General features: G+C 66.7%; 20 protein-coding genes, 1 tRNA gene and 1 pseudogene. 15 read left to right on the forward strand and 7 right to left on the reverse strand.

Features of this window, described 5'->3' with window-relative positions; genetic code table 11:
• Positions 1-117 precede the first annotated feature (117 nt).
• Entirely contained in the window at positions 118-930 is an 813-nt protein-coding gene (locus ACWYRN_RS19755) for a TorF family putative porin (RefSeq protein ID WP_488689357.1), read from the forward strand.
• A gap of 200 nt (positions 931-1130) precedes the next feature.
• On the opposite strand, the gene ACWYRN_RS19760 is transcribed toward ACWYRN_RS19755, so the two are convergent.
• Positions 1131-1682, reverse strand: a complete 552-nt coding sequence (locus ACWYRN_RS19760) for a hypothetical protein (protein ID WP_488689358.1) — start codon at positions 1680-1682, stop codon at positions 1131-1133.
• 167 nt (positions 1683-1849) lie between these two features.
• On the opposite strand from ACWYRN_RS19760, the gene ACWYRN_RS19765 reads away from it, so the two are divergent.
• From ACWYRN_RS19765 to ACWYRN_RS19795, 7 genes are all read left to right on the forward strand, one after another.
• Positions 1850-1934, forward strand: a tRNA-Leu gene (locus tag ACWYRN_RS19765).
• A 111-nt stretch (positions 1935-2045) separates the two neighbouring features.
• The gene (locus ACWYRN_RS19770) at positions 2046-2834 is read left to right on the forward strand and encodes a hypothetical protein (protein ID WP_488689359.1); all 789 of its coding nucleotides are present in this window, start codon (positions 2046-2048) and stop codon (positions 2832-2834) included.
• 61 nt (positions 2835-2895) lie between these two features.
• Entirely contained in the window at positions 2896-5148 is a 2253-nt protein-coding gene (locus ACWYRN_RS19775) for a penicillin acylase family protein (protein WP_488689361.1), read from the forward strand.
• A gap of 9 nt (positions 5149-5157) precedes the next feature.
• A complete protein-coding gene (locus tag ACWYRN_RS19780) occupies positions 5158-5715 on the forward strand; it encodes a sugar O-acetyltransferase (protein ID WP_488689362.1) in 558 nt (185 codons plus the stop codon).
• Positions 5716-5869: 154 nt separating this feature from the next.
• Positions 5870-6493 carry a PEP-CTERM sorting domain-containing protein gene (locus ACWYRN_RS19785; RefSeq protein ID WP_488689363.1) on the forward strand — a complete coding sequence of 208 codons (624 nt, stop codon included), beginning with the start codon at positions 5870-5872 and terminating at the stop codon, positions 6491-6493.
• 138 nt (positions 6494-6631) lie between these two features.
• Positions 6632-7153, forward strand: coding sequence for a thymidine kinase (locus tag ACWYRN_RS19790; protein WP_488692848.1), 522 nt, complete (start codon positions 6632-6634; stop codon positions 7151-7153).
• A gap of 17 nt (positions 7154-7170) precedes the next feature.
• Positions 7171-7731 (forward strand): hypothetical protein, encoded by a 561-nt coding sequence (locus ACWYRN_RS19795; protein WP_488689364.1) that lies wholly within the window; start codon positions 7171-7173, stop codon positions 7729-7731.
• On the opposite strand, the gene ACWYRN_RS19800 is transcribed toward ACWYRN_RS19795, so the two are convergent.
• On the reverse strand, positions 7728-8288 hold the full coding sequence (locus ACWYRN_RS19800) for a cysteine hydrolase family protein (RefSeq protein WP_488689365.1): 561 nt from the start codon (positions 8286-8288) through the stop codon (positions 7728-7730). The genes ACWYRN_RS19795 and ACWYRN_RS19800 overlap by 4 nt on opposite strands.
• A 297-nt stretch (positions 8289-8585) precedes the next feature.
• On the opposite strand from ACWYRN_RS19800, the gene ACWYRN_RS19805 reads away from it, so the two are divergent.
• The 6 genes and pseudogenes from ACWYRN_RS19805 to ACWYRN_RS19830 all read left to right on the forward strand — a co-directional run bounded on the left by ACWYRN_RS19805 (position 8586) and on the right by ACWYRN_RS19830 (position 15049).
• The gene (locus ACWYRN_RS19805; protein WP_488689367.1) at positions 8586-10823 is read left to right on the forward strand and encodes a carboxy terminal-processing peptidase; all 2238 of its coding nucleotides are present in this window, start codon (positions 8586-8588) and stop codon (positions 10821-10823) included.
• A 162-nt stretch (positions 10824-10985) separates the two neighbouring features.
• Positions 10986-11363 (forward strand): annotated as a pseudogene (locus ACWYRN_RS19810) (transposase); the annotation flags it as partial.
• Between the two features lie 346 nt (positions 11364-11709).
• A complete protein-coding gene (locus ACWYRN_RS19815; RefSeq protein ID WP_488689368.1) occupies positions 11710-12060 on the forward strand; it encodes a PEP-CTERM sorting domain-containing protein in 351 nt (116 codons plus the stop codon).
• Positions 12061-12200: 140 nt separating this feature from the next.
• The gene (locus ACWYRN_RS19820; protein ID WP_488689369.1) at positions 12201-13403 is read left to right on the forward strand and encodes an acyl-CoA dehydrogenase family protein; all 1203 of its coding nucleotides are present in this window, start codon (positions 12201-12203) and stop codon (positions 13401-13403) included.
• Between the two features lie 12 nt (positions 13404-13415).
• Entirely contained in the window at positions 13416-14585 is a 1170-nt protein-coding gene (locus tag ACWYRN_RS19825; protein WP_488689370.1) for an acyl-CoA dehydrogenase family protein, read from the forward strand.
• Complete coding sequence (locus ACWYRN_RS19830; protein ID WP_488689371.1) at positions 14582-15049, forward strand: MaoC family dehydratase; 468 nt, start codon at positions 14582-14584, stop codon at positions 15047-15049. Before ACWYRN_RS19825 ends, ACWYRN_RS19830 begins: the two co-directional genes overlap by 4 nt.
• Before the next feature lie 312 nt (positions 15050-15361).
• Here the strand turns inward: ACWYRN_RS19830 and ACWYRN_RS19835 are convergent, their stop codons facing one another.
• The 5 genes from ACWYRN_RS19835 to ACWYRN_RS19855 all read right to left on the reverse strand — a co-directional run bounded on the left by ACWYRN_RS19835 (position 15362) and on the right by ACWYRN_RS19855 (position 24090).
• Complete coding sequence (locus ACWYRN_RS19835) at positions 15362-16285, reverse strand: diguanylate cyclase (RefSeq protein WP_488689373.1); 924 nt, start codon at positions 16283-16285, stop codon at positions 15362-15364.
• Positions 16282-20835 (reverse strand): PAS domain-containing protein, encoded by a 4554-nt coding sequence (locus ACWYRN_RS19840; RefSeq protein ID WP_488689374.1) that lies wholly within the window; start codon positions 20833-20835, stop codon positions 16282-16284. Before ACWYRN_RS19840 ends, ACWYRN_RS19835 begins: the two co-directional genes overlap by 4 nt.
• A gap of 143 nt (positions 20836-20978) precedes the next feature.
• On the reverse strand, positions 20979-22196 hold the full coding sequence (locus ACWYRN_RS19845; RefSeq protein ID WP_488689376.1) for an acyl-CoA dehydrogenase family protein: 1218 nt from the start codon (positions 22194-22196) through the stop codon (positions 20979-20981).
• Positions 22197-22205: 9 nt separating this feature from the next.
• Positions 22206-23264, reverse strand: coding sequence for a phosphotransferase (locus tag ACWYRN_RS19850; protein WP_488692850.1), 1059 nt, complete (start codon positions 23262-23264; stop codon positions 22206-22208).
• Positions 23265-23385: 121 nt separating this feature from the next.
• On the reverse strand, positions 23386-24090 hold the full coding sequence (locus ACWYRN_RS19855; RefSeq protein ID WP_488689377.1) for a histidine phosphatase family protein: 705 nt from the start codon (positions 24088-24090) through the stop codon (positions 23386-23388).
• 394 nt (positions 24091-24484) lie between these two features.
• Between ACWYRN_RS19855 and ACWYRN_RS19860 the strand changes: the two genes are divergently transcribed.
• Positions 24485-26188 carry a GspE/PulE family protein gene (locus tag ACWYRN_RS19860; protein ID WP_488689378.1) on the forward strand — a complete coding sequence of 568 codons (1704 nt, stop codon included), beginning with the start codon at positions 24485-24487 and terminating at the stop codon, positions 26186-26188.

Below are 26188 nucleotides of genomic sequence, written 5' to 3' on the forward strand. Positions count from 1 at the left end.
CTGGCATTAAATCGCTGTGTGCGCGAAAAACCCCTCTAGAATCCCTTCATTCCATTGCCGCACGGCATTATCCAGAGCCTGCCGCGGCGCCAGCGTCCACCTTTTGCCCTCAACAGAATGACCTACTGCGCTTCGCGGCTGCTGCCGCTCGTCTGTCTTGTGCTGTTCTCGATGCAGGTTTCCGCCCACGCCTCGGCGCCAGGCCCGGCCGAGCCGGTCTTTGCCGCCGCGGACGAGGCCGCATTCACGGCGAATGCCGGCGTCGCCAGCCAGTACGTGTGGCGCGGCCTGCGCCAGACCGATGGCAAGCCCGCCGCCCAGGCCGGCATCGACGTCGTGCACCCGGGCGGCTGGTCGGCCGGCACCCGCGTGGTGAACGTGGGCGACCGCCTGATCGCCAGGGGCTCGGTCGAGTGGGACCTGTATGGCGGCTACAGCGGCAAGGTCGGTGCACTCGGCTATAGCCTGATGGGGCATTACGCCAGGTATCCGGGCGCCGGGCGCGGGCCGAACGGCGGGCGCTTCGACTACGGCGAGGTTTCGGCAGCCCTCAGCTACAAGGCGCTATACGCCAAGTACAACTACACCGTCACCCGCAATTTTTTCGGTATCGCGAATGCGCGCGGCACCGGCTACCTGGATGGCGGCGCGAATCTCGACCTGGGCGCGGCTACCACGCTGAACCTGCACGCCGGCGAGGGCCGGGTGGCCGGGGCCGGCAACGATTATTGGAACTGGCGCGACGTGAAAGTGGGCCTGACACATCGCCTGAACGGCGGCTGGAAGATGGCCGGCGCCTATACCCGCGCTTTTGGCGCGACTCATGCCTGCGATCCTGGGTCGAGCGGCGTCGTGAACCGGAGCGAGCGGATCGGCTATACCGATCCAGGGAAGAACACGTTGGTGGTGTCGCTGAGCAAGACCTTCTGACAGGGTACCGCCGGGCTTTAAGACATTTCTTGAAGTTTGTGCGAATTCGCCTACGTCAAGACAGGGAGAGTTTTCCCGGTGTGGCCCTTGTATGCCGTCCGCATGCCCTTATCATAAGAAATGTCTCCAACTCAGACCAACTGAGCGTTTGCCGCCGCCGCACCCGATGCGACGGCGGCATTTTTTTGTCCGCAATGCGCTTATTTCGCTGCCACTCCCTTGCCCGGGACGTACTTGAACCCGACCGCGACCACGTCGCCCAGTGCCACGTTCTTGTCCAGCGATAGGGCCACGTACCCGGCATCGTCGTCGCCGTAGGCGACGGGCACGCTCGAGCGGCCGATTTCCCGGCCCAGCGCATCGTAGGCGAACATGCGCAGGCTGCCTTCGGCCCGGGTGCTGGCGATCACATAGGCCAGCAGGCCGTGCGCCGCACCATCGCCGGCTTCGCTTCCATCCTGGACCCGGGAGACGGCCAGGCCGGCCTTTGCCAGCGATGGATCAATGTTCAGCTTGCGGCCCACCTTCAGGGCGCCGCGCTCGACGCCATTGACCACGGTGCCGACGCCGGTAGCGATCGACTCGGCCGCCTTGCCGCCCTTGTCGGTCAATGCGTTGCCGATGCCAGTCACCATGTCGATTTTCTCGCCCGCCATGTCCGCGCCTTTCTCCTCGGCGCTCTTCGGCGAGCATGCCCACAAGGCAGCCGCCACCAGGCAGGCCGCGCCACATCGAATCAGGGAAACGTCCATTATTCCACCTCGGGAGCTGAGCAAAACGCCAGCATCGCATGCATGCTTTGCGGCAATTTTGTTTGAGAATAAACCGCCGGCAAGGGGCGGGGCGCTGCCGCCGCAAGCTTGTCACTGGCTCAACCACTAACACTGAAGTTGCCGCACGGTGTACAATCCCCGCCGGCGCGGGCATGGCGGAACTGGTAGACGCATCAGACTTAAAATCTGCCGCCGTGAGGCGTGCCGGTTCGATTCCGGCTGCCCGCACCACCTTCTTCGCATCCCCTGCAAAATCGGCCAGCCATCTTTGGCTCAGCCATCGAATGGTCTAGAATGCTTCCCGGCGCCATGACGGCGCACCAAGAAGCCTAGGACCATACATTGAACATCACCATCAACGACGAGCTGCGTGCCTTCGTCGACCCGCTGACCGATATCGAATACGCCGCGCTGGAGCGCAGCCTGCTTGCCGAAGGCTGCCGCGACGCGCTGGTGCTATGGGGCGACGTCCTGATCGACGGCCATAACCGCTACGAAATCTGCCGCAAGCACAATATCGACTTCCGTACCGTCCAGAACAACAGCTTCGCCTCCATCGAGGACGTGATGCTGTGGATGATCGACAACCACCTGGCGCGCCGGAGCGTGTCGGACTTCCAGCGCGGCCTGCTGGCCCTGCGCAAGAAGGAAATCGTCAGCGCCCGCATGGCCCAGCGCATGGCCGAGGAGCCGCCCGAGCCCAGCCCCGACGACATGGATTCGCGCCCGCCGCCGCCCTGGAACACGCGCGAAGACGTGGCGAAAGCGGCGCGCGTGTCGAGCAACACCATCAGCCAGATCGAACGCATCCAGAAGGCGGCCGCGCCCCAGCTGGTGGAAGCCGTGCGCGCCGGCACCATCTCCATCAATGCCGCCGCGAACGTGGCGCAATTGCCGCCGGAAGCGCAGATCGCGGCCGTGGCCGGCGGACGCAAGGAATTGCAGCAGGCCGCGCGCCAGGTGCGCGAGCAGAAGCAGGCCACCAAGCCGAAGAAGACCGGCCCGGACGGCGAGCCGGTCGACGACAAGGCCGCCTTGAAAGCCGAGATCGCCGCGCTGAAGGACCGCATGGCGACCTTGCTGACCGAGAACGAGATCCTCAAGCAGAAGCTGGCCAACGCCGGGCTGTAGCGAACCAGGCTGCCCGTCAGCCGGCACACCGATAACAACAAGGAACAACAAGGAGACTCGCATGATCCCGTCGCGCCGCTTTGCCCCGACCTTTGCCCTCGCTGCCTGCATCGCCGCCTTTGCCGGCGCTGCGCCGGCCGTCCATGCGGCGCCCGCCGCGACAGTCAAGCAGAAGGCCGGCCACGCCGAGCTGGCGCGCTGGCAGGACACGGCGCAACGCGTGACGATCATGCGCGACAAGTGGGGCATTCCCCACGTGTTCGGCAAGAGCGACGCCGATGCGGTGTTCGGGATGATCTATGCCCAGGCCGAGGACGACTTCAACCGTGTCGAACTGAACTACATCAATTCGATGGGGCGGCTGGCCGAGGTCGAGGGTGAGAAGGAAATCTGGCGCGACCTGCGCATGAAGCTCTACATCCAGCCCGCCGACATGCAGGCCAAGTTCGCGGCCAGCCCGGCCTGGCTGCAGGGCTTGATGAGCGCCTGGGCCGATGGCCTGAATTTCTACCTGCACACGCATCCGGAAGTGAAGCCGAAGCTGATCACCCGCTTCGAGCCCTGGATGGCGCTCTCGTTCAGCGAGGGCAGCATCGGCGGCGACATCGAGTCGATCGAACTGAAGGACCTGGAAGCCTTCTATGGCAAGCCGCGGCCCGCCACGGCAGGCAAGGTGGCGAACCAGGTGGCGGACAACACCAACATCCTCGACGCCGAACCGCGCGGCTCGAACGGCTTTGCCATCGCGCCGAAACGCACGCAGGCCGGTCATCCGCTCCTGATGATCAACCCGCACACCTCGTTCTACTTCCGCCCGGAAGTGCACATGGTCAGCGAAGAAGGCCTGAACGCCTATGGCGCCGTGACCTGGGGCCAGTTTTTCATCTACCAGGGCTTCAACGAGCGCGCCGGCTGGATGCACACCTCGGGCGGCGGCGACGTCATCGACGAGTACCTGGAAACCGTGACAGAGCGCGGCGGCAAGTTCTACTACCGCTACGGGCAGGAAGAACGCGCCCTGCGCGCGGTGCCGATCACGCTGCCGTACAAGGCGGCGGACGGCAAGCTGGCCAGCCGCACGGTGACGGCCTACTTCAGCCACCACGGCCCGATCGTGCGCGCCGAGAACGGCAAATGGGTGGCCGTGAAAATGATGGACGAGCCAATCAAGGCGCTCACCCAATCCTATTCGCGCACCAAGGCCAGGAACTACGAGGCCTTTTACCAGGCCATGCAGCTGCGCACGAACTCCTCGAACAACACCGTGTACGCCGACGCCGACGGCAACATTGCCTACTTCCACGGCAACTTCATTCCGAAGCGCGATACCCGTTTCGACTGGAGCAAGCCGGTGGACGGCAGCAACCCCGCGACCGAATGGCAGGGCCTGCACGAGATCAAGGACACGATCACGCTGTTCAACCCGGCCAGCGGCTACATCAGCAATACCAATAACTGGCCGTTCAGCGCCTCGGGCGCCAACAGCCCGAAGCAGGCCGACTACCCGGCCTACATGTGGTCGCTGCCGGAAAACGCGCGCGGCATCCACGCCGAACGCGTGCTGCGCGATGCGAAGGACATGACGCTCGACAGCCTGATCGCCGCCTCCTACGACAGCTACCTGACGGCTTTCGAGCCGCTGGTGCCGCAGCTGCTGCGGGACTACGAAGCCTTGCCGGGGAATGACGCGCGCAAGGCTGCCCTGAAGGACCAGGTCGCCGCGCTGCGCGGCTGGGATCTGCGCTTCGCCGCCGACTCGGTGCCGACCTCGCTCGCCGTGTACTGGGGCCAGGAAATGGTGGCCGCGGCGGCGCCGAAGGCACGCGCCGCCGGCCTGCCGTCGGTCGACTACATCACCACCCGCCTGGACGCGCAGGAGCGGCTCGATGCCCTGGCCCGCGCCAGCAATAAACTGGCGCAGGACTTCGGCACCTGGCAGACGCCCTGGGGCGAGATCAACCGTTTCCAGCGCATCAGCGGCGACGTCGACCAGCAGTACGACGACAGCAAGCCGAGCTACCCGGTGGCGTTCACCTCGGCGCACTGGGGCTCGCTGGCCTCGTTCGGCATGGTGGCCAAGCAAAAAACCAAGCGCATCTACGGCGACCGCGGCAACAGTTTCGTCGTCGCCGTCGAGTTCGGTCCGCGCGTGCGCGCGAAGAGCATCCTGGCCGGCGGCCAGAGCGGCAACCCGGCCTCGAAGCACTTTGCCGACCAGGCGGAGATGTATGCGCGCGGCGAGTTCAAGGACGTGCTCTTCTACAAGGAAGACATCCGCAAAGCGCTGGAACGCCAGTACCATCCAGGCCAGTAAGGAGCAGCCATGACACGCAGCGACAAGGAAAAGATGCTGGCCGGCGAGCTGTACCACCCGAGCGCGCCCGAGCTGCAAGTGGAACTGGCCGCCTGCGCGGCCTGGCTGGCGCGCTACAACGCGGCCATGGGCGAGCAGGCCGACACCTGGCACGCGCTGCTGCGCGAACGCGCGGGATCGGTGGGCGAGGGCGCCATGCTGCGCCCGCCGTTCTACTGCGACTACGGCTTCAACCTCCACCTCGGCAAGCACGTCTTCCTGAACTACAACTGCGTGATCCTGGACACCGCGCGCGTGACAATCGGCGACGACACCCGCATCGGCCCGGCGGTGCAGATCTACACCGCCGACCACCCGCGCGACCCGGCGCTCCGGCGCAGCGGGCTGGAGTGCGGCAAGCCGGTGACGATCGGGGCCAACGTCTGGATCGGCGGCGGCGCCATCGTCCTGCCGGGCGTGACGATCGGCGACGATGCCATCGTCGGCGCGGGCAGCGTGGTCAGCCGCGACGTGCCGCCGGGCGCTACGGTGGTCGGCAACCCGGCACGCATTGTGTCGAAAAGCTGACGCGCTCATGCGCCGGATCGCTGTCCAGCCGCGCCACTTCTGAGGCAGCGCAAAGTGTCATTCATTCAACGTTAATTGGATTGCAACATCGGGCGGAACGCGGTGTACTCGACTTTGGCAGAAGCCGAATCCACCGAACCCAAGGAGTGCAATCATGCAAAGCAAGCCCTTCGCCCTGAAAAGCCTGGTCGCCGCCATGCTCTTGTGCGGCGCCGTCAGCGCCAGCGCCCAGATCACGGTCTATACCGACCGCAACGCCTTCCTCGCCGCCGTCGGCGGCTACGGGGTCGACACCTACGACGACCTCGACATCGACCTCTACGACAGCCCGTTCGCCCGCAGCGCCGGCGCCTACAGCTACACCGCCACCGCCCCGAGCGGCCTGTACGGCGCGGGCAGCGGCAGCGACGGCTGGCTGTCGACCAACGTCGACAGCGACGGCATCGTGTTCTCGGATTTCGCCCCCGGCGTGACCGGCTTCGGCGGCTATTTCTTCGGCTCCGACGTGCTCGGCAGCTTCCTGCCCGGCGGCACCCTGCAGTTCACCGCCACCGGCGGCGGCACCCTGAACTACACGCTGAGCAACGCCACCACCTCGAGCTTCCTCGGCTTCGTTTCCAGCTCGCCGCTGAGCTCGGTGACCATGACCAGCGGCGGCGACTACTGGGTGACCGCCAACGACCTCACCCTGGCCATGCCGGTGCCCGAGCCGGAAACCTACGCCATGATGCTGATGGGGTTGGGCCTGGTCGGCTGGATGCGCCGCCGCCGTGGCTAAGCAAGTTCCTGCATGCCGGCCCGTGGACAGGCAGCCGTCGCTCTGGCCCCGGCTGCCTGTCCACGCTATAATTCGCGCCATTTTAAATCCGGCAAGCAGGGCAGGGCAGTGGCAAAACTCTATTTCAGGTACTCGGCGATGAACGCCGGCAAATCGACTGCCTTGCTGCAGGTGGCGCACAACTACGAGGAGCAGGGCCAGCAGGTCAAGCTCTACACCGCCGCCATCGACGACCGCTACGGCGTCGGCCTGATCACCTCGCGCCTGGGCCCGCAGCGTCAGGTCGGCCTGTTCGATGCCGGCACCGATTTTCTCGCCGATGCGCCGCGCGTGGCCTGCGTGCTGGTCGACGAAGCCCAGTTCCTCACGACCGCCCAGGTGCAGCAGTTGCACCAGCTGGCCCAGGTGCGCGGCGTGCCCGTCATCTGCTACGGCCTGCGCAGCGATTTCCGCGGCGAACCCTTCCCCGGTTCGGCCTACCTGCTGGCCCTGGCCGACGACATCGAGGAAATCAAGAACATCTGCACCTGCGGCAAGAAGGCGACCATGAACATCCGCGTCGACGAAGAGGGACGCCGCATCCGTGAAGGCGAGCAGGTCAGTATCGGCGGCAACGAAAGCTACCGCCAGGCCTGCGGGCGCTGTTTCTACAGCAACTAAACCCGGCCGCTTTTCGCATGGACCTGCCCGCTGCCTGTGCGAGCATTGCGCCGCTCTTCCTGTGCGCCCATGCCGACATCCTGGTCTACCTGCTGCCCTCGCTGGCGCTGGCTTTCCTGTTCTGGATGCTCTCCAGCGCCCATCCGGGCTTCTTCGTCCTCACCGCGGCCGGCACCCTGTGCCACGAGCTGGCGCATTTCGGCGTCGGCCTGTTGACGAATGCCGAGCCGGTCGGGCTGAACCTGGTCCCGCGCCGCAAGGGGAAAGTCTGGGAGCTCGGTTCCGTCACCTTTGCCAACCTGCGCTGGTACAACGCCGCCCCGGCCGCGCTGGCGCCCTTGCTGGTGCTGCTGGTGCCGCTGCTGGTGGCGAGCTGGCGCACCCGGCCCGGCTGGCATTTCGAACCGCTCGACCTGCTGCTGGCCGTGTTCCTGGCGCCGCAATACCTGTCGTTCTGGCCTTCCCCGGTGGACTGGAAGCTGGCGGCGCGCTCCTGGCCCTGGCTGGTGCTGGGCGCGCTGGCGCTGGCCGCCTGGCTCTGGCGCGCGCAGCTGCCCGGACTTCTGCCGGCGCTCTAGTCGCGCATCAGCTCGTCCAGCACGGCGTCGGTCGCGGCGACCCGCGCATACTCGCCGTCCAGGTTCGCCAGCGCCATCAGGTGCACTTCCTCGGCGCTGCGCAAGTTGCCGCCATAGTCGCGCTGCTCGAAGGCAAAGCAGGCGTCGGCCACGACCGTGGCCAGGAAGCCCAGGTTGCCGGCGCTGCGTGCGCTGGCCTCGACCGAATTGTTGGTGCTGACGCCGGCAAGCACGAGCCGCCGAATGCCGCGCATGTGCAGCCAGCGTTCCAGGCCCGTGTTGACGAAGGCATCCGGCACATTCTTCTCGACCACCTGTTCGTGCGCCAGCGGCTGCAGGGCGGCCTGGAAAGCGGCGCCCGCTTGTCCCGGCGCGAACACCGAGTCGGGCGAGCGGCTGATGTGGCGCACCGCGACCACCGGCTGGCCGGCCCCGCGCCAGGCCTGCAGCAGGCGCGCGATATTCTCCTCGGCTGCCGGGTTGTTGCGCGGCGGCAGGGCAGGGCTGCGCATGCCTTCCTGCATGTCGATGATGATGAGGGCAATCGGTGCGTGCATGGATGGGTCGGCCTCTGACATGGTGCGTGCGGTTCCTCGATTACGATTCGGGTGCGTGAGATCCTGCGGCCCAGCCCGACATGGCAAGCGGCGGCGCGCAGCATTTACCCCTGTTTCAATTTGTAAAAATTTGATCATACCCGCTTAAGGCGACCTTAAGCTGGTCCGCTCATCCTCGACAAGCCAACTCTGCGCGCTTGCGCTATCCTGTAGAATGGTCCGCGCGGCCGGGATAAGCCTTGTACAGGTTTGCGGCGCGCTGGCAGACACCCAAGTACACGTTCGGAGAACGCATAAATGAAGAAGCAGATGTTGATGGTTGCGCTGGCCTTTGCCATGTCGACGCATGCGGTGACCGCACAGCCCGAGAAGGCCGTTGCCGTCCAGATGAAGCCGGTCGAGGCCCAGGCCCAGGCTGCCCTGTGGGCCTCGCGCGTCCTGGCGCGCTACCACTACAAGGCGATGCCGCTGGACGATGCGATGTCGGAGAAAATCTTCGACAACTACTTCGAAGCGCTCGACGGCGAAAAACTCTACTTCACCCAGGTCGACCTCGACCGCTATGCGCCGCTGCGCACCAGGCTCGACGATGCGATCAACAACGAAGACCTGAGCCAGCCCTTCGCCATCTACAACCTCTACCAGCAGCGTTTCGCCGACCGTATGGCCTATGCGCGCAGCCTGCTCAAGACAAAGTTCGACTTTACCGTCGACGAGACCCTGCAGCTCGACCGTGAAAAAGCCCCGTGGGCGAAAAACGAAGAGGAAGTGCGCGACCTGTGGCGCAAACGCGTCAAGAACGACTGGCTGCGCCTGAAGCTCGCCGGCAAGGACGAGAAGGGCATCCGCGAGACGCTCGACAAGCGCTATGCCAACTACGTGGCGCGCATGAAAAAGCTGAACAACGAAGACGTGTTCCAGATGTTCATGAACGCGTATGCCACCGCCATCGAGCCGCACACCAATTACCTTGGCCCGCGCTCGGCCGACAACTTCGACATTTCCATGCGCCTGTCGCTGGAAGGCATCGGCGCCGTGCTGCAGACGCGCGACGACTACACCATCATCCGCGAAATCGTGCCGGGCAGCCCGGCCGACAAATCCGGCAAGCTGAAGGTCGGCGACCGCGTGGTCGGCGTGGCCCAGGGCAACGGCGCCTTCACCGACGTGCTCGGCTGGCGCATCGACGATGTGGTGCAACTCATCCGCGGCGAGAAAGGCTCGACCGTGCGCCTCGACGTAATCCCGGCCGACGCCGGCGTCGATGCCAAGCACATCACCGTGGCCATGGTGCGCAAGAAGATCAGCATGGAAGAGCAGGCCGCCAAGAAGTCGATCATCGAGGTCAAGGAAAACGGCGTGAACCGCCGCATCGGCGTGATCTCGCTGCCGACCTTCTACCAGGACTTCGAGGCGCGCCGCAAGGGCGACAAGGACTTCAAGAGCGCTACCCGCGACGTCGAGCGCATCCTGGGCGAACTGAAGAAAGACCGCGTCGACAACGTCCTGATCGACCTGCGCAACAACGGCGGCGGCTCGCTGGTGGAAGCGGTGGAACTGACCGGCCTGTTCATCGACAAGGGTCCGGTGGTGCAGCAGCGCACGGCCGAAGGCCGCATCGAGGTCGAGGGCGACGTCAAGCCCGGCCTGGCCTGGGACGGCCCGATGGGCGTGCTGATCAACCGCGGCTCGGCCTCGGCCTCGGAAATCTTTGCCGCCGCCATCCAGGACTACGGCCGCGGCCTGGTGATCGGCGAACCGAGCTTCGGCAAGGGCACGGTCCAGACCCTGCTCGACCTCGACCGCTTCTCGCAGTCCGACAAGGTGCGCTACGGCGAACTGAAGATGACCATCGCCCAGTTCTTCCGCATCAACGGCGGCACCACCCAGCTGCGCGGCGTGACGCCGGACATCAAGCTGCCGGTGCTGTCGGATACCGAGCACTTCGGCGAATCCTCGTTCGGCAATGCGCTGCCTTGGGTGTCGATCAAGCCGGCAACCTATGTCCCGCTGGGTAACCTGAAGGAACTGGTCGACCCCTTGCAGAAACGCCACGAGGCACGTATCGCGAAAGACAAGGACTTCGCCGACCTGCGCGAGGACATGGCTGAAGTCATGAAGATCCGCAAGGAAAACGCGATCTCGCTGAACGAAGCCGTGCGCCGCAAGGAGCGCGACGCCCAGGACGCCCGTTCCAAGGCCCGCGAAGCGCGCCTGGCCGCGGGCAAGGATGCAACGACCGACGAGCCGGCGGCAGCGCCGGGCGGCAAGGAAGCGCGCAGCAAGGTGCCGACGCCAACGAAACCGGCCAAGACTGTGGTTGCCGCTCGCAACACGCCGCAGCAGGACGATGGCCTGCAGGGCGACGAGCGCGCACTGTCGGCCGAGCTGGCGGCGGAAAAGGCAGCCAAGGACGCGAAGGACGTGCTGCTCCAGGAAGCCGCCCACATCCTGGCCGACGAAGCCGGCATGCTCAAGACCGATACCCGTATGGCGTCGCGCGTCATGCCGTACATGGCGCCAGTCAAGCCGTAAGCGCAGGCGCCGCAGTCTGGCGCTCCCTGCAATATCGAAAGCCGCACCGGAGCGATCCGGGGCGGCTTTTTCGTTGGCGCTGTCACCGTTAGCTATGGATGAGGGTTGTACTGCTGAGCTAAACCGCGGTCCAAGCCGTATCGCCATCGATACGGGTCGACCATGAAAGCGCTTCGCTTTACCAAATGGTTCGCAGCCTTGCCCGCACTGAACCAGCCTCAGCGGTTGCAGGTTCTCGACGCGCTGCGGCCGGCGGCCGGGCTGCATCAGGTGCTCGCGCTGATTCAACAATGCAGGTCGGCCGGGCGCCGTTGTCCGCATTGCCAGTGCGAACGCTGGCACCGGCATGGCCACGCGAACGACCTGCAGCGCTACCGCTGCTGCCCGTGCCGGCGCACCTTCAACGATCTGACCGGCACGCCACTGGCGCGCCTGCGGTTGAAGGGAAAATGGCTCGATTATCTCGTTACGCTGCGTGCTTCGCGCCCGGTGTGCGCGGCGGCAGACGGCATCAAGGTGCACCGTAACACCGCTTTCCGCTAGCGCCATCGCTTCCTGGATGCTCGATGGCGGCAAGGTCACTTCTGCCGATCAATTGTTCCACCTTGCAATCGGACCCATCCACAGTAAACGGTGAGAGCGCCTTTCGCTGCTGCCAATGATAAAACCCGGAAATGCAGGTTGATAAAAAATCAATTTACGGGTACATTATCGTGAGCTAAAGCAACTTCCAAGAGGAAAGAAATTCCAAAAAGAAAAGAATATTAACCATTTTCATTTCCTTTTAGAATTAACTCAATTGAAACAAGCCCTTTTTATGCTTGTGATAGTATGATCTTGCTGTTGTAATATTTATCACAGTCACTCTCAATAAGAAGGAGCAATCATGCAAGTTCGTCACCTCGTCATTGCCGCCCTGCTCGTCACCGCCGGTGCAGCACAAGCACAAACCGCCCGTCATCCGGGCACCCTGACCGGCTGGGCTGTCACCGGCGGCGCCGTTGCCGCTTCGTCCAGCGCTGCCGCACCAAGCGTCACCGCACCAAGCGTTGCTGTCGAAGTACCGGTGCCAGCCGCCATCGCTCCAGTCGCAGCCGAGCCAGTCCAGCTGCCGGTTGCTGCCGATCCGGTCGTTACCGCACCGGCTGCCGCCGAAGTGCCGGAGCCATCGAGCATTGCTCTGCTGCTGGCAGGCGCAATGGGTGTTGGCGCACTGCGTCGCCGCCGCGCGAAGTAATCCCGTTCCACTGCAACAGCAAAAAGGGCGCTTCCCACCGGGAGCGCCCTTTTGTTATTTGAATCGCCAGCGTTTCAGGTACAATCCCCGGTGAACGGTCGTGCTTTTTTGCGTCCGCGCGACAATAACAAGGAGACAGAATGGACCTGAATTACTCTGACGAAGAGCTGGCCTTCCGCAGCGAAGTACGGGCTTTCCTGGCCGCGAACCTGCCGCCGGACCTGCAGCACAAGGTGCGCAGCCACCTGCGCCTGAGCAAGGAAGACAGCGTACGCTGGCACAAGATCCTGGCCGCGCAAGGCTGGGTGGCGCCGGGCTGGCCAATCGAGTTCGGCGGCCCCGGCTGGACCCCGACCCAGCGCCACATCTTCGAGGAAGAATGCGCGCGCGCCGGCACGCCGCAAATCATGCCCTTCGGCGTGAACATGGTGGCGCCGGTGATCATGGCCTTCGGCAGCCCGGAACAGAAGGCCTATTACCTGCCGCGCATCCTGTCCTGCGAAGACTGGTGGTGCCAGGGCTATTCCGAGCCGGGCGCCGGCTCCGACCTGGCCTCGCTCAAGACCACGGCCGTGCGCGGCATCGACGCCGAGGGCGAACACTACATCGTGAATGGCCAGAAGACCTGGACCACGCTGGCCCAGCACGCCGACATGATCTTTTGCCTGGTGCGCACCGACACCGGCGTGCGCAAGCAGGAAGGCATTTCCTTCCTGCTGATCGACATGCACAGCCCCGGCATCACCGTGCGCCCGATCATCATGCTCGACGAAGACCACGAAGTGAACGAAGTCTTCTTCGACAACGTGCGCGTGCCGGCCGCCAACCTGGTGGGCCAGGAAAACCGCGGCTGGACCTATGCCAAGTACCTGCTCGGCCACGAGCGCACCGGGATTGCCGCCGTCGGCCGCTCCAAGCGCGAGCTCGCCTTCCTGAAGGGCCTGGCCAAACGCGAAACCAAGAACGGCAAGCCGCTGATCGAGGACCCGCTGTTTGCCGCCAAAGTCGCCAGCCTGGAAATCGAACTGATGGCGCTGGAGATGACCGTGCTGCGCGTGCTGGCGAAAGCCGACAAGGCGCCAGGACCGGAAGCCTCGGTACTGAAGGTGCGCGGCACCGACATCCAGCAGATGCTGACCGAACTGATGGTCGAAGCCGTGGGCCCGATGGCCTTGCCCTTCGACCCGGCCTACCTCGAAGGCGCGAACGAACACAGCGTGTTCGACGACGACGACGCGGCGCCGCTGGCCTCGTACTACTTCAACTACCGCAAGACCTCGATCTACGGCGGTTCGAACGAAATCCAACGCAACATCATCACCCAGATGATCCTGGGCCTGTAAGGAGAGAAGAACATGGACTTCAATTTCAATCCCGAGCAGACCCAGTTCGCCGACGCCCTGAAGCGCTGGATCGCACGCGACTACGACTTCGAGGCGCGCCGCGCCATTGTCCATTCCGAGACCGGCGTGTCGGATGCCGCCTGGGCCACCCTGGCCGAACTCGGCATGACGGCGCTGCCGGTGCCGGAAGCGCAGGGCGGCTTTGCCGGCAGCGCCGTCGACATGTTCGTGGTGATGCAAGAGCTGGGCCGCGGCCTGGTGGTCGAACCGTATTTCGCCACCGTGCTTGGCGCCGAGTTCCTGCGCCTGGGCGGCCGGCATGCCGCACTGCTGGAACAGGTGGCGAGCGGCGAGCTGAAACTGGCCTGCGCGCTGGGCGAGCGCCAGTCGCGCCACGACATGCGCGATATTGCAACGCGGGCCATGCCCGATGGCGCCGGCTACGTCCTGAACGGCGAAAAGAAGGTCGTGCTGCACGGCGCGCAAGCGGGCATGCTGGTGGTCTCGGCGCGCATGACAGGTGAACAGTACGGAGAACAGCGAGCCGAGGAAGGCATCAGTCTGTTCGTGGTGCCGGTGGATGCCGCCGGCCTGCGCATCGCCGACTACCGCACCCTGGACGGCTTGCGCGCCGCCGATGTCGTGTTCGACAAGGTGCGCGTGGATGCCGGCGCCGTCATCGGCACGCCGGGTGCGGGCTGGCCCATCCTCGACGCCGCCCTCGACTACGGCGCCGGCCTGCTGTGTGCGGAAGCCGTGGGCGCCATGGAAGCCATTTTCGAGGCCACGCTCGACTACCTGAAGACGCGCCAGCAGTTCGGCGCCCCGATCGGCAAGTTCCAGGCGCTGCAGCACCGCATGGCCGACATGTATATCCACCTGGAGCAGGCGCGCTCGATGGCGCTGCTGGCCGCGGTCAGGCTGGGGTCCAGCGATGCCGCAGAGCGGCGCCGCGCCGTCTCGGCCGCCAAGTACCGCATCAACCTGGCCGCGCGCTTCATCGGCCAGCAGGCGGTGCAGCTGCATGGCGGCATGGGCGTGACCGACGAACTGCCGGCCGCGCATTACTTCAAGCGCCTGGCCAGCATCGAGCTGACGCTCGGCGACGCCGACCACCACCTGGCGCGCTTCATCGCCCAGCCGGGCTTCAGCGACGACACGACCGAAGGAGCGGCAGCATGAGGACCGACCTGACAGGCGACTGGTATTTCGAGGACTTCACCCCGGGCCAGGAAATCGCGCTCGGCTCGCGCACCGTGAGCGAGGAAGAGATCATCGAGTTCGCGCGGCAGTTCGATCCGCAGCCCTTCCACGTCGACCGCGAAGCGGCCGGCGCCTCGATCTACGGCGGCGTGATCGCCAGCGGCTGGCACACCTGCGCCATGATGATGCGCATGGTGGTCGACGGCATGCCCTTCGCCTCGACCAGCATGGGTTCGCCCGGCCTGGACGGCGTACGCTGGCTGCTGCCGGTGCGCGCCGGCGACACCCTTTCGCTGCACCACGTGACGAAGGCGGTCAAGGCATCGGGCTCGAAGCCCGACCGCGGCGTGGTATGGACCAGCTGGGTGGCCACCAACCAGCATGGCGAGACCGTGTGCACGATCGAGGGGATGGCGATGTTCAAGCGGCGGCCGGCGGGCTGACGGACCGCGGCCCGGGAATGCCGCTCGCTCGATCGGAGTCAGGCGCTGAGAAAGCGGTGTCGGACGCTTGAGCGCAGAGGCGAACGCCGCGTGTTGGCTACGGCACGGTCAACGGAAGTAAATATGTCCGTAACCGCGTGGGCACGGGGTGCCCACCCTACGGACCCGGCCGCAGGCCCAGTGCGTGTTTCGGCCTGCGGCTGCCAGCGTAGGTGGGCACGCCGTGCCCACGCGGAACGTGCGTGTCCGGTGGACGGCGGCTTGGAAATGTCCCTCGCTGGCCCGATCGAAGCCAGGAACGAGAAAAGCGATTCAGGACGCAGCCGCCACCCGATAACGATTGCGCCCCGCCGCCTTGGCCTCGTACAGCGCCGCATCGGCCGCGCGGATCAGCGCCGCGCTGGTCTGCCCCACGACCGGCACCACGGCCGCGATCCCCATGCTCACGGTCAGCACCGGGCAGGTCGGCGAGGCGGCGTGCGGGATCGCCATGCCGGCCAGCTCGGCCAGCAGGCGCTGGGCCACGCGCTCGGCGCCGGCGGCGTCGAGCTGGGGCAGCAGGATCGCGAATTCCTCGCCGCCGTAGCGCGCCACCAGGTCCTGGGCGCGGCCCGCGGTGCGCGCCATGGCGCGCGCCACCTGTTCCAGGCAGGCGTCGCCGGCCTGGTGGCCGTAGCGGTCGTTGTACATCTTGAAGTGGTCGATGTCGGCCAGGATCAGCGCCATCGGCAGCTGGGCGCGGTTGCAGCGGCGCCATTCGGACTCGATGCGCTGCGAAAACGCGCGCCGGTTCGCCACCCCGGTCAGGCTGTCGGTCAGGGTCAGGGCGCGCAGGGCGTCGGCCTGGCGCTTCACCGTCAGTTGCGTGCGCACGCGGGCGCGCACCACCGCCGCGTTCACCGGTTTGCTGATGAAGTCGGCCGCGCCGGCCTCCAGGGCGCCGGTTTCGTCTTCCGGGCTGGAGAGGGCGGTCACGAAGATCACCGGGATGTCGCGCGTGGACATCTCCGCGCGCAGCGCGGCCAGCACGCGGTGGCCGTCCATGTCGGGCATGACGGCGTCGAGCAGGATCAGGTCCGGGCGCTGGGCGCGCGCCAGCTCGAGGGCCTTCGCGCCGTCCAGCGCAAACAGGACCTCGTGCTCGTCCTGCAGTGCGGCGTGCAGGATCTGGATGTTTTCCATGGCGTCGTCGACAACCAGGATGCGCCCGTTCAGGGCCAGATCGGTCCAGCTCATGCGTCTCCTTTCCGCTCCAGTATAGCCTGCACCAGGCGCGCGGCCCGTTCGAAACGCAGCAGCCCGATTGCCTCGTCCAGCGCCGCCAGCTCGCCGGGCTCCAGCCGGTCCGCCAGGCCCGCGCGCAGCGCCGCAAAGGCGGCCATTGCCTTCATGTTGTTTTGCCGGAGCAGCTGGAGCAGGTCCGCCAGCGCCGCGTCCAGTGCCCCTTCGGGCAGCGCGGGAAGGGCGTCTGGCTTGGCTCCCTGGCCGGCGTCATCGAGACCGTTCGCAGTGGTCAGCACGGTGTCCAGCGCGGCGTCGAGGGCAGCCAGGTGCGCGGCCGGGTCGGCGCCGTCGCGCAAGGCCTGTTCCAGCAAGCGGGCCTGGCCGGCCAGGGCGTTGGCGCCGAGGTTGGCGGCCACGCCGCGCAGGCGGTGCGCCAGCTGGCTGGCTTCGCCCTGCCTGCCGGCTTCCAGCGCGGCGCCGATCGCATCGACGGCGCCGTTTTGGGTCTGGCCGAAGCGCCGCAATACCGAGGCAAAGGCGGCAAAGCTGCCGCCGAAGCGCGGCAGGACCGCGCGCAGGTCGATGCCCGCCAGTTCCGCCGCCGGAAGGGCGGCAGGAGCAGGAAGGGCAGGAGGAGCTGCTTCGCCGGCGCCTGGCGCCGCGCCGTCCGCGGCGCGGCCCGTCACGCGCAGCAGCGTGGCCACCAGCTCGTCGACGTCGATCGGCTTCGGCAGGTGGGCGTCCATGCCCGCTTCGAGCGCGCGCTGGCGGTCTTCCTCCATGGCGTTGGCGGTCATGGCGACGATCGGCAGGCCGGTGAGCCCCAGGGCGCGGATCGCGGCGCTGGCCTCGAAGCCGTTCATGACCGGCATCTGCAAATCCATCAGCACGGCGTCGTAGCGCGCGCCGGCGGCCAGCCTGTCGACGGCGATGCGGCCGTTGGCGGCGGCATCGGCCATCGCGCCGGCATGCGCCAGCACGTGGTGCGCCACTTCCTGGTTGACCGGGTTGTCCTCGACCACCAGCACGCGCAGGCCGGCCAGGCGCGCCGCCAGCGGCGCCGGCGCAGGTGTGGAGGCAGATGCGGGCACAGTTGCGGGCACCGATGCAGGCACCGATGCGGCCACAGTTGCGGGCGCGATCTCCGTGCCATCGCCGCTGCGCAGCACGGCCAGCACCTCGCGCAGGGCGGTGCGCGTAAACGGCTTGGCCAGCACCGGGTGCCCCAGGTCCTCCTTGCCCGGGTCGCCCGAGAGCAGGGCCGCCGGCGGCAGCGTGCAGCCGCTTGCGGCCGCCTCGGCGCGCGCATGGGCGAGCAGGGTGGCGCCGTCGAGCTCAGGCAGGGCGGCGTCGATAAAGGCGAGGTCGACGCGCGGCGCCGCGCGCAGCAGGGCCAGGGCTTCGATGCCGCCGGCGGCGCGCACCACGTCCCAGCCGAAGCCGGCCAGCTGGGCCGCCAGGGCGGCGCCGGCCGTGTCGTTGCCGTCGGCGACCAGTACGCGTAAGGCGCCGCCGCAGGGCGCGGCCATCGGCTCGGCGATGCCGGCATCGAGCTCGAAGCTGAACAGGGCGCCGGCCCCGGGGCTGCTTGCCAGCGCCAGTTCGCCGCCCATCAGGGCGACCAGGCGGCGCGCGATCGACAGCCCGAGGCCGGCGCCGCCGTACTTGCGGCTGGTCGAACCGTCGCCCTGGGTGAAGGGTTCGAAGATTTCGCGCTGCACGCCCTGTTCGATGCCGATGCCGGTGTCGCGCACGGAAAAGCACAGGCGCAGCCGGCTGTCCTGGCGGTGCACGATCTCGACCGCGAGCACGACCTCGCCGCGCTCGGTGAATTTCACGGCATTCCCGACCAGGTTCAGCAGGATCTGTTCGAGGCGGATCGGGTCGCCCAGCAGCTGCTCGGGCATGCCGGGCGCCACCGCGAACACCGGCTCGACACCCTTGCGCCAGGCCTGGGGCGCGGCCAGCAGGGCGAGGTTCTGCAGCGTGTCGTCGAGGCGGAAGGGCAGGCGTTCGAGCGGCAGTGCGCCGGACTCGATGCGGGCATAGTCGAGCAGGTCGCTGAGCAGGGCCAGCAGCGACTTCGAGGCGGCCGTGATGTGGGCCACGTGGCCGCGCTCGCGCGCGCCCAGCGGCGCTTCCTCGAGCACGCGCGCCAGGCCCATGATGGCGTTCAGCGGCGTGCGGATCTCGTGGCTCATGTTGCCGAGGAATTCGGTCTTGGCGCGGCTGGCGCCCTCGGCCTGGCGCAGGGCCAGCACCAGGCGGCTCTCGGTGTGCTTCAGGTCGGTCACGTTCATGTGCAGCTTGTAGACGCCACGCACGCGGCCATCGGCGTCGAAGTCGGGCAGGTAGCTGCACCAGACGTGGATCGGCTCGCGCTGCGGCTGGCCGGCCGGCGTCGGCAGTTCGCACTCGAAGCGCTGCGGCTGCCCGGCCAGCACGCCGTCGAGGTAGGGGGCGAAGCAGGCCATGTGCTCGGGCGCGATGAGGTCGGCGGCGTGGCGGCCGAGGGCCTCTTCTTCCGTGCATCCCAGCCAGTCCAGGCAGGGCCGGTTGGCAAAGCGCAGGCGCGCGTCGGCGTCCCAGTAGCTGACCAGGGCCGGCAAGTTGTCGGTGACGGTGCGGATGAACTGCTCGCGCTCGCGCAGCTGGGCGCTCGTTGCGCGCAGGGCGGCGTCGGCGGCCACGCGGGCGCTGATGTCGCGGATCGTCACCTGCATGATGCCGTGCCCGCCGACGTCGAGGGCGGTGAGCTTGACGTCGGCGTGGAAGTTGCTGCCGTCGCGGCGCCGGTGCACCCATTCGAACTGGGCCCCGCCCTGGTCGAGCGCCTGGCGCATCAGTTCCAGGGCCATGTCCTCGGAGCGGCGCCCGTTCGGCTGGAATTCGGGCGAAGCGCCGGCTGGCGACAGGTCCATGAATTCCTCGACCGTCGCGTAGCCGAACAGGCTGGCGGCAGCCGCATTCGCGCTGATGAAGTTGGCGTTGTAGGCGAGCAGGGCCTGGGCGTCGCCCGCCGCCTCGAACAGCACCCGGAACATTTCTTCGTTGTCGCGGTTGCGCCGTTCCAGCAGCTTGCGCTCGGTGATGTCGATCACGACCGCGTTGATGCCGAGCAGTTCGTGCGCCGCGCCGAAGACCGGGTAATAGCTGGTCAGCCAGGAGCGCGTCACGCCGGGCTGGGCCGGCACTTCGCCGCTGGTCTCGATGTCGCGCAGCGGGCGCAGGGTTTCGCGCACGCGGCGGTAGGCTTCCTCGAATTCGAGCCCGGTCTCGCCCAGCAGCTCGGGCAGGGTGTGGCCGATATGGTCGGCCGCCGGCACCGCGTTGATCGAGGCCAGGTGCTCGTTGATCATCACGAAGCGCAGGTCACGGTCGAGGAAGCACAGGCCCACCGGCGCGGTGGCGTACACGGTTTCCACCCGCGCCTTCAGGCGCTGCAGCTCGACGGTGCGGTCGGCAACCGCCTGTTCCAGGTCGCTGCGGTGGCGCAGCAGTTCGCCCTCGACCTGGCGCAGCGCGTCGCTCACCACCGCCGTCTCGCGGATCGTCGGCGCGGCCAGGCGCAGCGGCTCGCCGCGACCCAGGGCCGCCGCCGGCCCGCCCAGCCCGCGCACCGAGCGCGCGATCGAGCCGCCGATGGCCCAGGCCAGCAGCACGCCCAGGAACAGCAGCGCCAGCGAGATGGTGACCGTGGCCGGCAGGGTGCCGCCGAGCATCTCGCGTGCGGCATTGTCGGGATAGCTGACCGCCACCGTCCAGCCATGCTGGTCGGATTTCGAATACACCGAGTACCAGTCGGGCTCGCCCCCGCGCCCGGTCAGCTTCACCGCGCCCTCGGGGCCGTGACCGAGTTCCGCCGCCAGCGCTGGGTTCATGCGCCCGCCCAGGTAGCGCGCATGGTCGATGTTGCGCGCCACCACCAGGCCCTGCGTGTCGAAGACTTCGGCAACCCAGCCTTGCGGCAACTGCTGGGCGGCCAGCAGATCGGCGATGCGGCGCGGGCGGATCTGGGCCGACAGCACATACTCCACCTTGCCGGCGCGCCAGACCGGCACCTCGGTCGAGACTACCGGCGGCAGGCCGGCGCCAGGGCTGTACAGGCTGGAGGTAACGGCGTCGCCGCGGTCGAGCACCTTGCGAATCGCGGCCAGGTTGGCTTGCGGCGGGCGCGCGCCGTAAGGTGTGCGGGTGCTCAGCAGCGCCTGGCCGTCGGCGCCGGCCAGGACAAAGGCGATCACCGGAAATTCCGGGCGCAGCAGTTGGCGCGCATGCGCGTGGAAGGCGCCCAGGGTCGCGGGCGCCAGGGTCGGCCAGGCCGCCGCCACGCGCGCCGCCGAGCCGGCGCTGTCGAGCTCGCGGTCGAGGGCCGCCGTCAGGACCCGCGCCACGGTGGCGGCATCGCGCGCGACGTGCACGCGCTCGCGCTGGCCGGCATCGTGCACGAACGCGATGCAGCCCAGCACGAGCGGCAGGACACAGGCGAGGACGAGGGCAATCAGCTTCGAGCGGATCGAAGGCAGGGCGTGCCGGGAAAAGGGAAACAAGCGCGGGAACAAGCGGCCATCCGGGTTGAGGCGGCACGGTGTGCCGCGTTCTCGCATGGTAGCCGAGCCTTTACTGTCGCAGCAATAAAGTTGCCTCTCGGAAAATTCAATTGTGACGTGAGTGTCGCCATCAGGCAACATTCCTTGTCACAAATTTATGCGTACCGGGCCAGCTCCAGCTTGGCGATCGCATTCCGGTGCACCTCGTCCGGGCCGTCGGCCAGGCGCAGGGTACGGTTGCCGGCCCATTGGTAGGCGAGCGGGAAATCGTCGGACACGCCGCCGGCGCCATGGGCCTGGATCGCCCAGTCCAGCACCTGCTGGGCCACGTTTGGACCGAGCACCTTGATCATGGCGATCTCGGCCTGGGCCCCCTTGTTGCCGACCTTGTCCATCATCCAGGCTGCCTTCAGGGTCAGCAGGCGCGCGGTGTCGATGCGGATGCGCGACTCGGCGATGCGCTCGCGCCATACACCCTGTTCCGAAATCTTGCGCCCGAAAGCGACGCGGCTGTCGAGGCGTTTGACCATCAGTTCCAGCGCGCGCTCGGCCACGCCGATCGAGCGCATGCAGTGGTGGATGCGGCCCGGCCCCAGGCGGCCCTGGGCGATCTCGAAGCCGCGGCCTTCGCCGAGCAGCATGTTCGATGCCGGGACGCGCACGTTCTCGAAGGTGATCTCGCAGTGGCCGTGCGGCGCGTCGTCGTAGCCGAACACGGGCAGCGGGCGCCGGATGGTCACGCCCGGGGTGTCGGCCGGGACCAGGATCATCGACTGCTGCTGGTGGCGCGCCGCGTTCGGGTCGTTCTTTCCCATCACGATGAAGATCTGGCAGCGCGGGTCGCCGGCGCCGGAAATCCACCATTTGTGGCCGTTGATGACATATTCCTCGCCATCACGCTCGATGCGGGTGGCGATGTTGGTCGCGTCCGAGGAAGCGACGTCCGGCTCGGTCATGGCAAAGGCCGAGCGCATCTCGCCGCGCAGCAGCGGTTCCAGCCAGCGCGCCTTGTGTTCCTCGGTGCCGTAGCGTTCCAGGGTTTCCATGTTGCCGGTGTCGGGCGCCGAGCAGTTGAACACTTCCGGCGCCCAGGACACGCGGCCCATGATCTCGCACAGCGGGGCGTAGTCGAGGTTCGACAGGCCTTCCGGCGCGCGCGGCGACTTCGGCAGGAACAGATTCCACAGGCCCTGTTCGCGCGCCAGCGGTTTCAGGCGTTCGATGAGTTCGGTCGGTACCCAGCGGTTGCCGGCGGCGCCGTTGCGGTCGACTTCTTCCTTGAAGGCTTTTTCGTTCGGGTAGATGTGCTCGTCCATGAAGGCGAGCAGGCGGGTCTGCAGTTCCTTGCAGCGGTCGGAATAATCGAAATCCATGGGGCTCTCTCAGTGGTTGGACGACGGGCGGGTCGCGAATTGCCAGGCCATCTCGGCCATGGGACGGGCGGCTTTGCCGTTCTGCAGCGCCTGCGCGCTCGATGCCGTGCCGTCGACGTAGCGCTTCATGATCCCCTGCATGATGCCGGCCAGGCGGAACATGTTGTAGGCGAGATAGAAATTGAAATCCTCGGGACGGATGGTCTTGCCGGTGCGTTCGCAATAGCGGCGCACGTATTCCTCCATGCTCGGGATGCCCAGTTCGGCCAGGTCGAGGCCGGCGATGCCGCGGAACTTGCCTGGCTGGATGTGCCAGGACATGCAGTGGTAGGAAAAATCTGCGAGAGGGTGGCCCAGGGTCGAGAGTTCCCAGTCGAGCACGGCCAGGATGCGCGGCTCGGTCGGGTGGAAGATGATGTTGTCCAGGCGGAAGTCGCCATGGACGATGGCCGTGTCTTCGCCGGGCGGGATGTTCTGCGGCAGCCATTCGATCAGGCGGTCCATGGCCTCGATCGTCTCGGTGCTGGATGCCTGGTACTGCTTGGTCCAGCGCTCGATCTGGCGCGCAAAGTAATTGCCGGGCTTGCCATAATCGGCCAGGCCGATGGCGGCGTAGTCGATCGTGTGCAACTGGGCGATCACGCGGTTCATTTCGTCGTAGATGGCGCCACGTTCTTCCTTCGACATGCCGGGCAGCGACTGCTCCCACAGCACCCGGCCTTCGACGCACTCCATCAGGAAGAAGGCGCGCCCGATCACGGATTCGTCGGCGCAGAGCACGATCTGGCGCGGCACCGGGAAGCCGGCCCCGTGCAGGGCCTGCATCACGCGGAATTCGCGGTCGATGGCGTGGGCGGAAGGCAGCAGCTTGGCGGCCGGGCCGGGCTTGGTGCGCAGCACATATTGTTGGCCACCGGCGCGTAGTTTGAAAGTCGGGTTCGATTGCCCGCCCTTGAACTGCTCGACCTCGAGCGGGCCGTCCGGGAAGCCCGGGGCGTTTGCGCGCAGCCAGGCGGCCAGCGCGTCGACGTCGAATTTCTGGCCCTCGGACACCGGCTTGGTGCCCATCATTTCTTCGTACACTGGCGTCTCCTCCTGTGTTGTTGTCGGGTGATTCTAGCCGATGAAATGCACGATCGTGCTATTTGTTTCATTATTTTTTCACCTGTTTTGCCAGGCGAACCAAACCTTATCGGGCGCGCCCGTATTGCAGGAACAGCTGTTCCATCGTGGTCAGGCGTGATCCGAGTTGGAGCGGGGCGGGCGGTACGTGGTTCACGAAGCGCACCACCCAGTCGGCGCGCTCCTGGCCTACATCAAGCGCGTTGATGCAGCCGGCCGTTTGCGCCAGGCCGCCCAGGAACAGGCGCTGGCCGGTGAGGGCGAGCGAGAGGATGGCGCAGTTGACGCCGCCGTGCAGGACCAGCAGCACGGTGTCCCAGTCCGGATCGTCGCGCAGCTTCTGGATGGCGGGGTGGACGCGGTCCATCATCTCGCCGACCGACTCGCCGCCGAGGAAGCGTTGTTCGGGATTCACCAGGCCTTCGAAGACGCCGGTAAAGGCGCGCTTGAGTTCCGCGGACGGGATGGTGGAAAGGCGGCCGCCCTTGATTTCGTGGAGTTCGGGCCAGACCTCAGGCGCGATGTCTTGCCCGGTGACGGCCAGCACGCGCTGCGCCGTTTCCACCGTGCGCGGCAGGCCTGATACGATCACGCGGTCGAAGCGGACGCCGGCGGCGGCAAAGGCGGCGCCGGCGGCATCGGCCTGGGACCGGCCTTCGTCGTTGAGGGGAACCTGCTCGGGCAGGACCGGTTTGCCGGCGGCGTCGAAGTAGGTGACGCTGCCGTGGCGCATCAGGAAAATGCGGCGGCGCGCATTGGTAGTTTCGGACATGCAGGCTCCTGAAAAGATACGTGGCGGTTGCGACTGTACGGTGGGCACCCCGTGCCCACGCGGTTACGTGTTCGTGCTTGCACCGTTTGCCGCGATGACTCGCTCGTGAACGTCAAGCCCGGACACGGCATCGTCCGTTGCATAGGTATCGAGCGACACCTCACCGCAGCGGACTGGCGGAACCGTGCGTAACCGCGTGGGCACGGGGTGCCCACCGTACGGGACAAGCATCAGGCGAGATCATCCGGCCCGGCATCATCATCTCTTGCTTATCTTACACGCATCAAGCCGCCGAGCGAGGCATCCCGGCCACAGATATAAGTACCATCGGTAAATGTCGCCCGGTTCTGCCTTAGAATGACTCCCGATTTCCAGATCAATCGCAAGGGGTAACATGGCAAGGCCGGAAAAGATTCGACTCGGTGAAGTGCTGATCCAGCAGAAGCTGTTGTCGGAAGAGCAGTTGAACCAGGCGCTGGCCGACCAGAAGCGCACCGGACGCAAGCTGGGCCGGGTGTTCGTCGAGAACGGGTTCGTGACCGAGGAACAGATTTCCGGCGCCCTGGCGCGCCAGCTCGACATCCCCTACATCAACCTGAAGTTCTACAACATCAGCGACCAGCTGGTGCGCCTGCTGCCGGAAACGGCCGCGCGCCGCTTCCGTGCGCTGGTGCTGGAGGACCGCCTGGATACGGTGCTGGTCGGCGTGTCCGATCCCACCGACCTGTTCGCCTACGACGAGATCGCGCGCCTGCTGAAGAAGGGCGTGGAGCTGGCCGTGGTCAACGAGACCGAGGTCCTGCACACGATCGACCGCATCTACCGCCGCACCGGCGAGATCAGCGACTTCGCGCGCGAGGTCGAGGCCGACGTGGCCGAGACCTTCGTCGACTTCGGCGCCATGACCGCGAATACCGGGCTGGAAGAAGCGCCGGTGGTCAAGCTCCTGCAATCGGTGTTCGACGACGCCGCCCAGGTGCGCGCCTCGGACATCCACATCGAACCGCAGGAAGGGCGCCTGCAGATCCGCTTCCGCATCGACGGCGTGCTGCACCTGCAGACCGAGGCCGACATCAGGATCGCCACCCCGCTGGCGCTGCGCCTGAAACTGATGGCCGACCTGGATATCTCGGAAAAACGCCTGCCGCAGGATGGCCGCTTTGCCATGAAGGTGAAGAACCAGCGCATCGACGTGCGTATCTCGACCATGCCGACCCAGTACGGCGAATCGGTGGTCATGCGTTTGCTGAACCAGGCCGGCAATACCCTGCGCCTGGAATCGATCGGCATGCCGAGGAAGCTGCTGGAGCGCTTCCGCGCCGTGGTCCAGCGCCCGAACGGCCTGGTGCTGGTGACCGGGCCCACGGGCAGCGGCAAGACCACGACGCTCTACAGCGCGCTGGCCGAACTGAACTCGGTGGAAAAGAAGCTGATCACCGTCGAAGACCCGGTCGAATACCGGCTGCAGGGCATCAACCAGGTGCAGGTGAACGAGAAGATCGAGCTGAGTTTCGCGCGCGTGCTGCGCTCGGCCCTGCGCCAGGACCCGGACATCGTGCTGGTCGGCGAGATGCGCGACCAGGAAACCGCCCAGATCGGCCTGCGCGCCGCGATGACGGGCCACCTGGTGCTCTCCACCCTGCACACCAACGATGCCGCCAGCACGCCGCTGCGCCTGATGGACATGGGCGTGCCGCGCTACATGGTGGGCGGCTCGCTGCAGGCCGTGCTGGCCCAGCGCCTGGTGCGCGTGATCTGCGAAAGCTGCAGCACGCCCTATGCGCCGACCCCGGCCGAGCGCACCTGGCTGCGCCCGGAACTGGGCGACTTCGCCGAGCAGGCCCAGTTCTTCCATGGCAAGGGCTGCCCGCACTGCAACGGCACCGGCTACCGTGGACGCACCGGCGTCTACGAGCTGCTGGAGATGACGCGCGCCGTGACCGATGCCGCGAACCACCCCGACCCGGCCCACTTCCTGAAGGTGGCGCATGCCGAGATGGCCGGCGAAACCCTGCGCCGCCACGGCGTGCAGCTGGCGGTGCAGGGCCGCACCACGGTGGCCGAGGCGATGCGCATCAGTAACCAGCTGGAGGATTGA

It is taken from the genome of Massilia sp. BAP21 (assembly GCF_057801335.1).

Coding starts and splice junctions, on each gene's coding strand:
- ACWYRN_RS19820 (WP_488689369.1), top strand. CDS start 12,201: ATGGACCTGAATTACTCTGACGAAGAGCTGGCCTTCCGCAGCGAAGTA.
- ACWYRN_RS19755 (WP_488689357.1), top strand. CDS start 118: ATGACCTACTGCGCTTCGCGGCTGCTGCCGCTCGTCTGTCTTGTGCTG.
- ACWYRN_RS19850 (WP_488692850.1), bottom strand. CDS start 23,264: ATGGGCACCAAGCCGGTGTCCGAGGGCCAGAAATTCGACGTCGACGCG.
- ACWYRN_RS19815 (WP_488689368.1), top strand. CDS start 11,710: ATGCAAGTTCGTCACCTCGTCATTGCCGCCCTGCTCGTCACCGCCGGT.
- ACWYRN_RS19825 (WP_488689370.1), top strand. CDS start 13,416: ATGGACTTCAATTTCAATCCCGAGCAGACCCAGTTCGCCGACGCCCTG.
- ACWYRN_RS19835 (WP_488689373.1), bottom strand. CDS start 16,285: ATGAGCTGGACCGATCTGGCCCTGAACGGGCGCATCCTGGTTGTCGAC.
- ACWYRN_RS19805 (WP_488689367.1), top strand. CDS start 8,586: ATGAAGAAGCAGATGTTGATGGTTGCGCTGGCCTTTGCCATGTCGACG.
- ACWYRN_RS19795 (WP_488689364.1), top strand. CDS start 7,171: ATGGACCTGCCCGCTGCCTGTGCGAGCATTGCGCCGCTCTTCCTGTGC.
- ACWYRN_RS19855 (WP_488689377.1), bottom strand. CDS start 24,090: ATGTCCGAAACTACCAATGCGCGCCGCCGCATTTTCCTGATGCGCCAC.
- ACWYRN_RS19780 (WP_488689362.1), top strand. CDS start 5,158: ATGACACGCAGCGACAAGGAAAAGATGCTGGCCGGCGAGCTGTACCAC.
- ACWYRN_RS19785 (WP_488689363.1), top strand. CDS start 5,870: ATGCAAAGCAAGCCCTTCGCCCTGAAAAGCCTGGTCGCCGCCATGCTC.
- ACWYRN_RS19775 (WP_488689361.1), top strand. CDS start 2,896: ATGATCCCGTCGCGCCGCTTTGCCCCGACCTTTGCCCTCGCTGCCTGC.
- ACWYRN_RS19845 (WP_488689376.1), bottom strand. CDS start 22,196: ATGGATTTCGATTATTCCGACCGCTGCAAGGAACTGCAGACCCGCCTG.
- ACWYRN_RS19860 (WP_488689378.1), top strand. CDS start 24,485: ATGGCAAGGCCGGAAAAGATTCGACTCGGTGAAGTGCTGATCCAGCAG.
- ACWYRN_RS19830 (WP_488689371.1), top strand. CDS start 14,582: ATGAGGACCGACCTGACAGGCGACTGGTATTTCGAGGACTTCACCCCG.
- ACWYRN_RS19800 (WP_488689365.1), bottom strand. CDS start 8,288: ATGCACGCACCGATTGCCCTCATCATCATCGACATGCAGGAAGGCATG.
- ACWYRN_RS19760 (WP_488689358.1), bottom strand. CDS start 1,682: ATGGACGTTTCCCTGATTCGATGTGGCGCGGCCTGCCTGGTGGCGGCT.
- ACWYRN_RS19790 (WP_488692848.1), top strand. CDS start 6,632: ATGAACGCCGGCAAATCGACTGCCTTGCTGCAGGTGGCGCACAACTAC.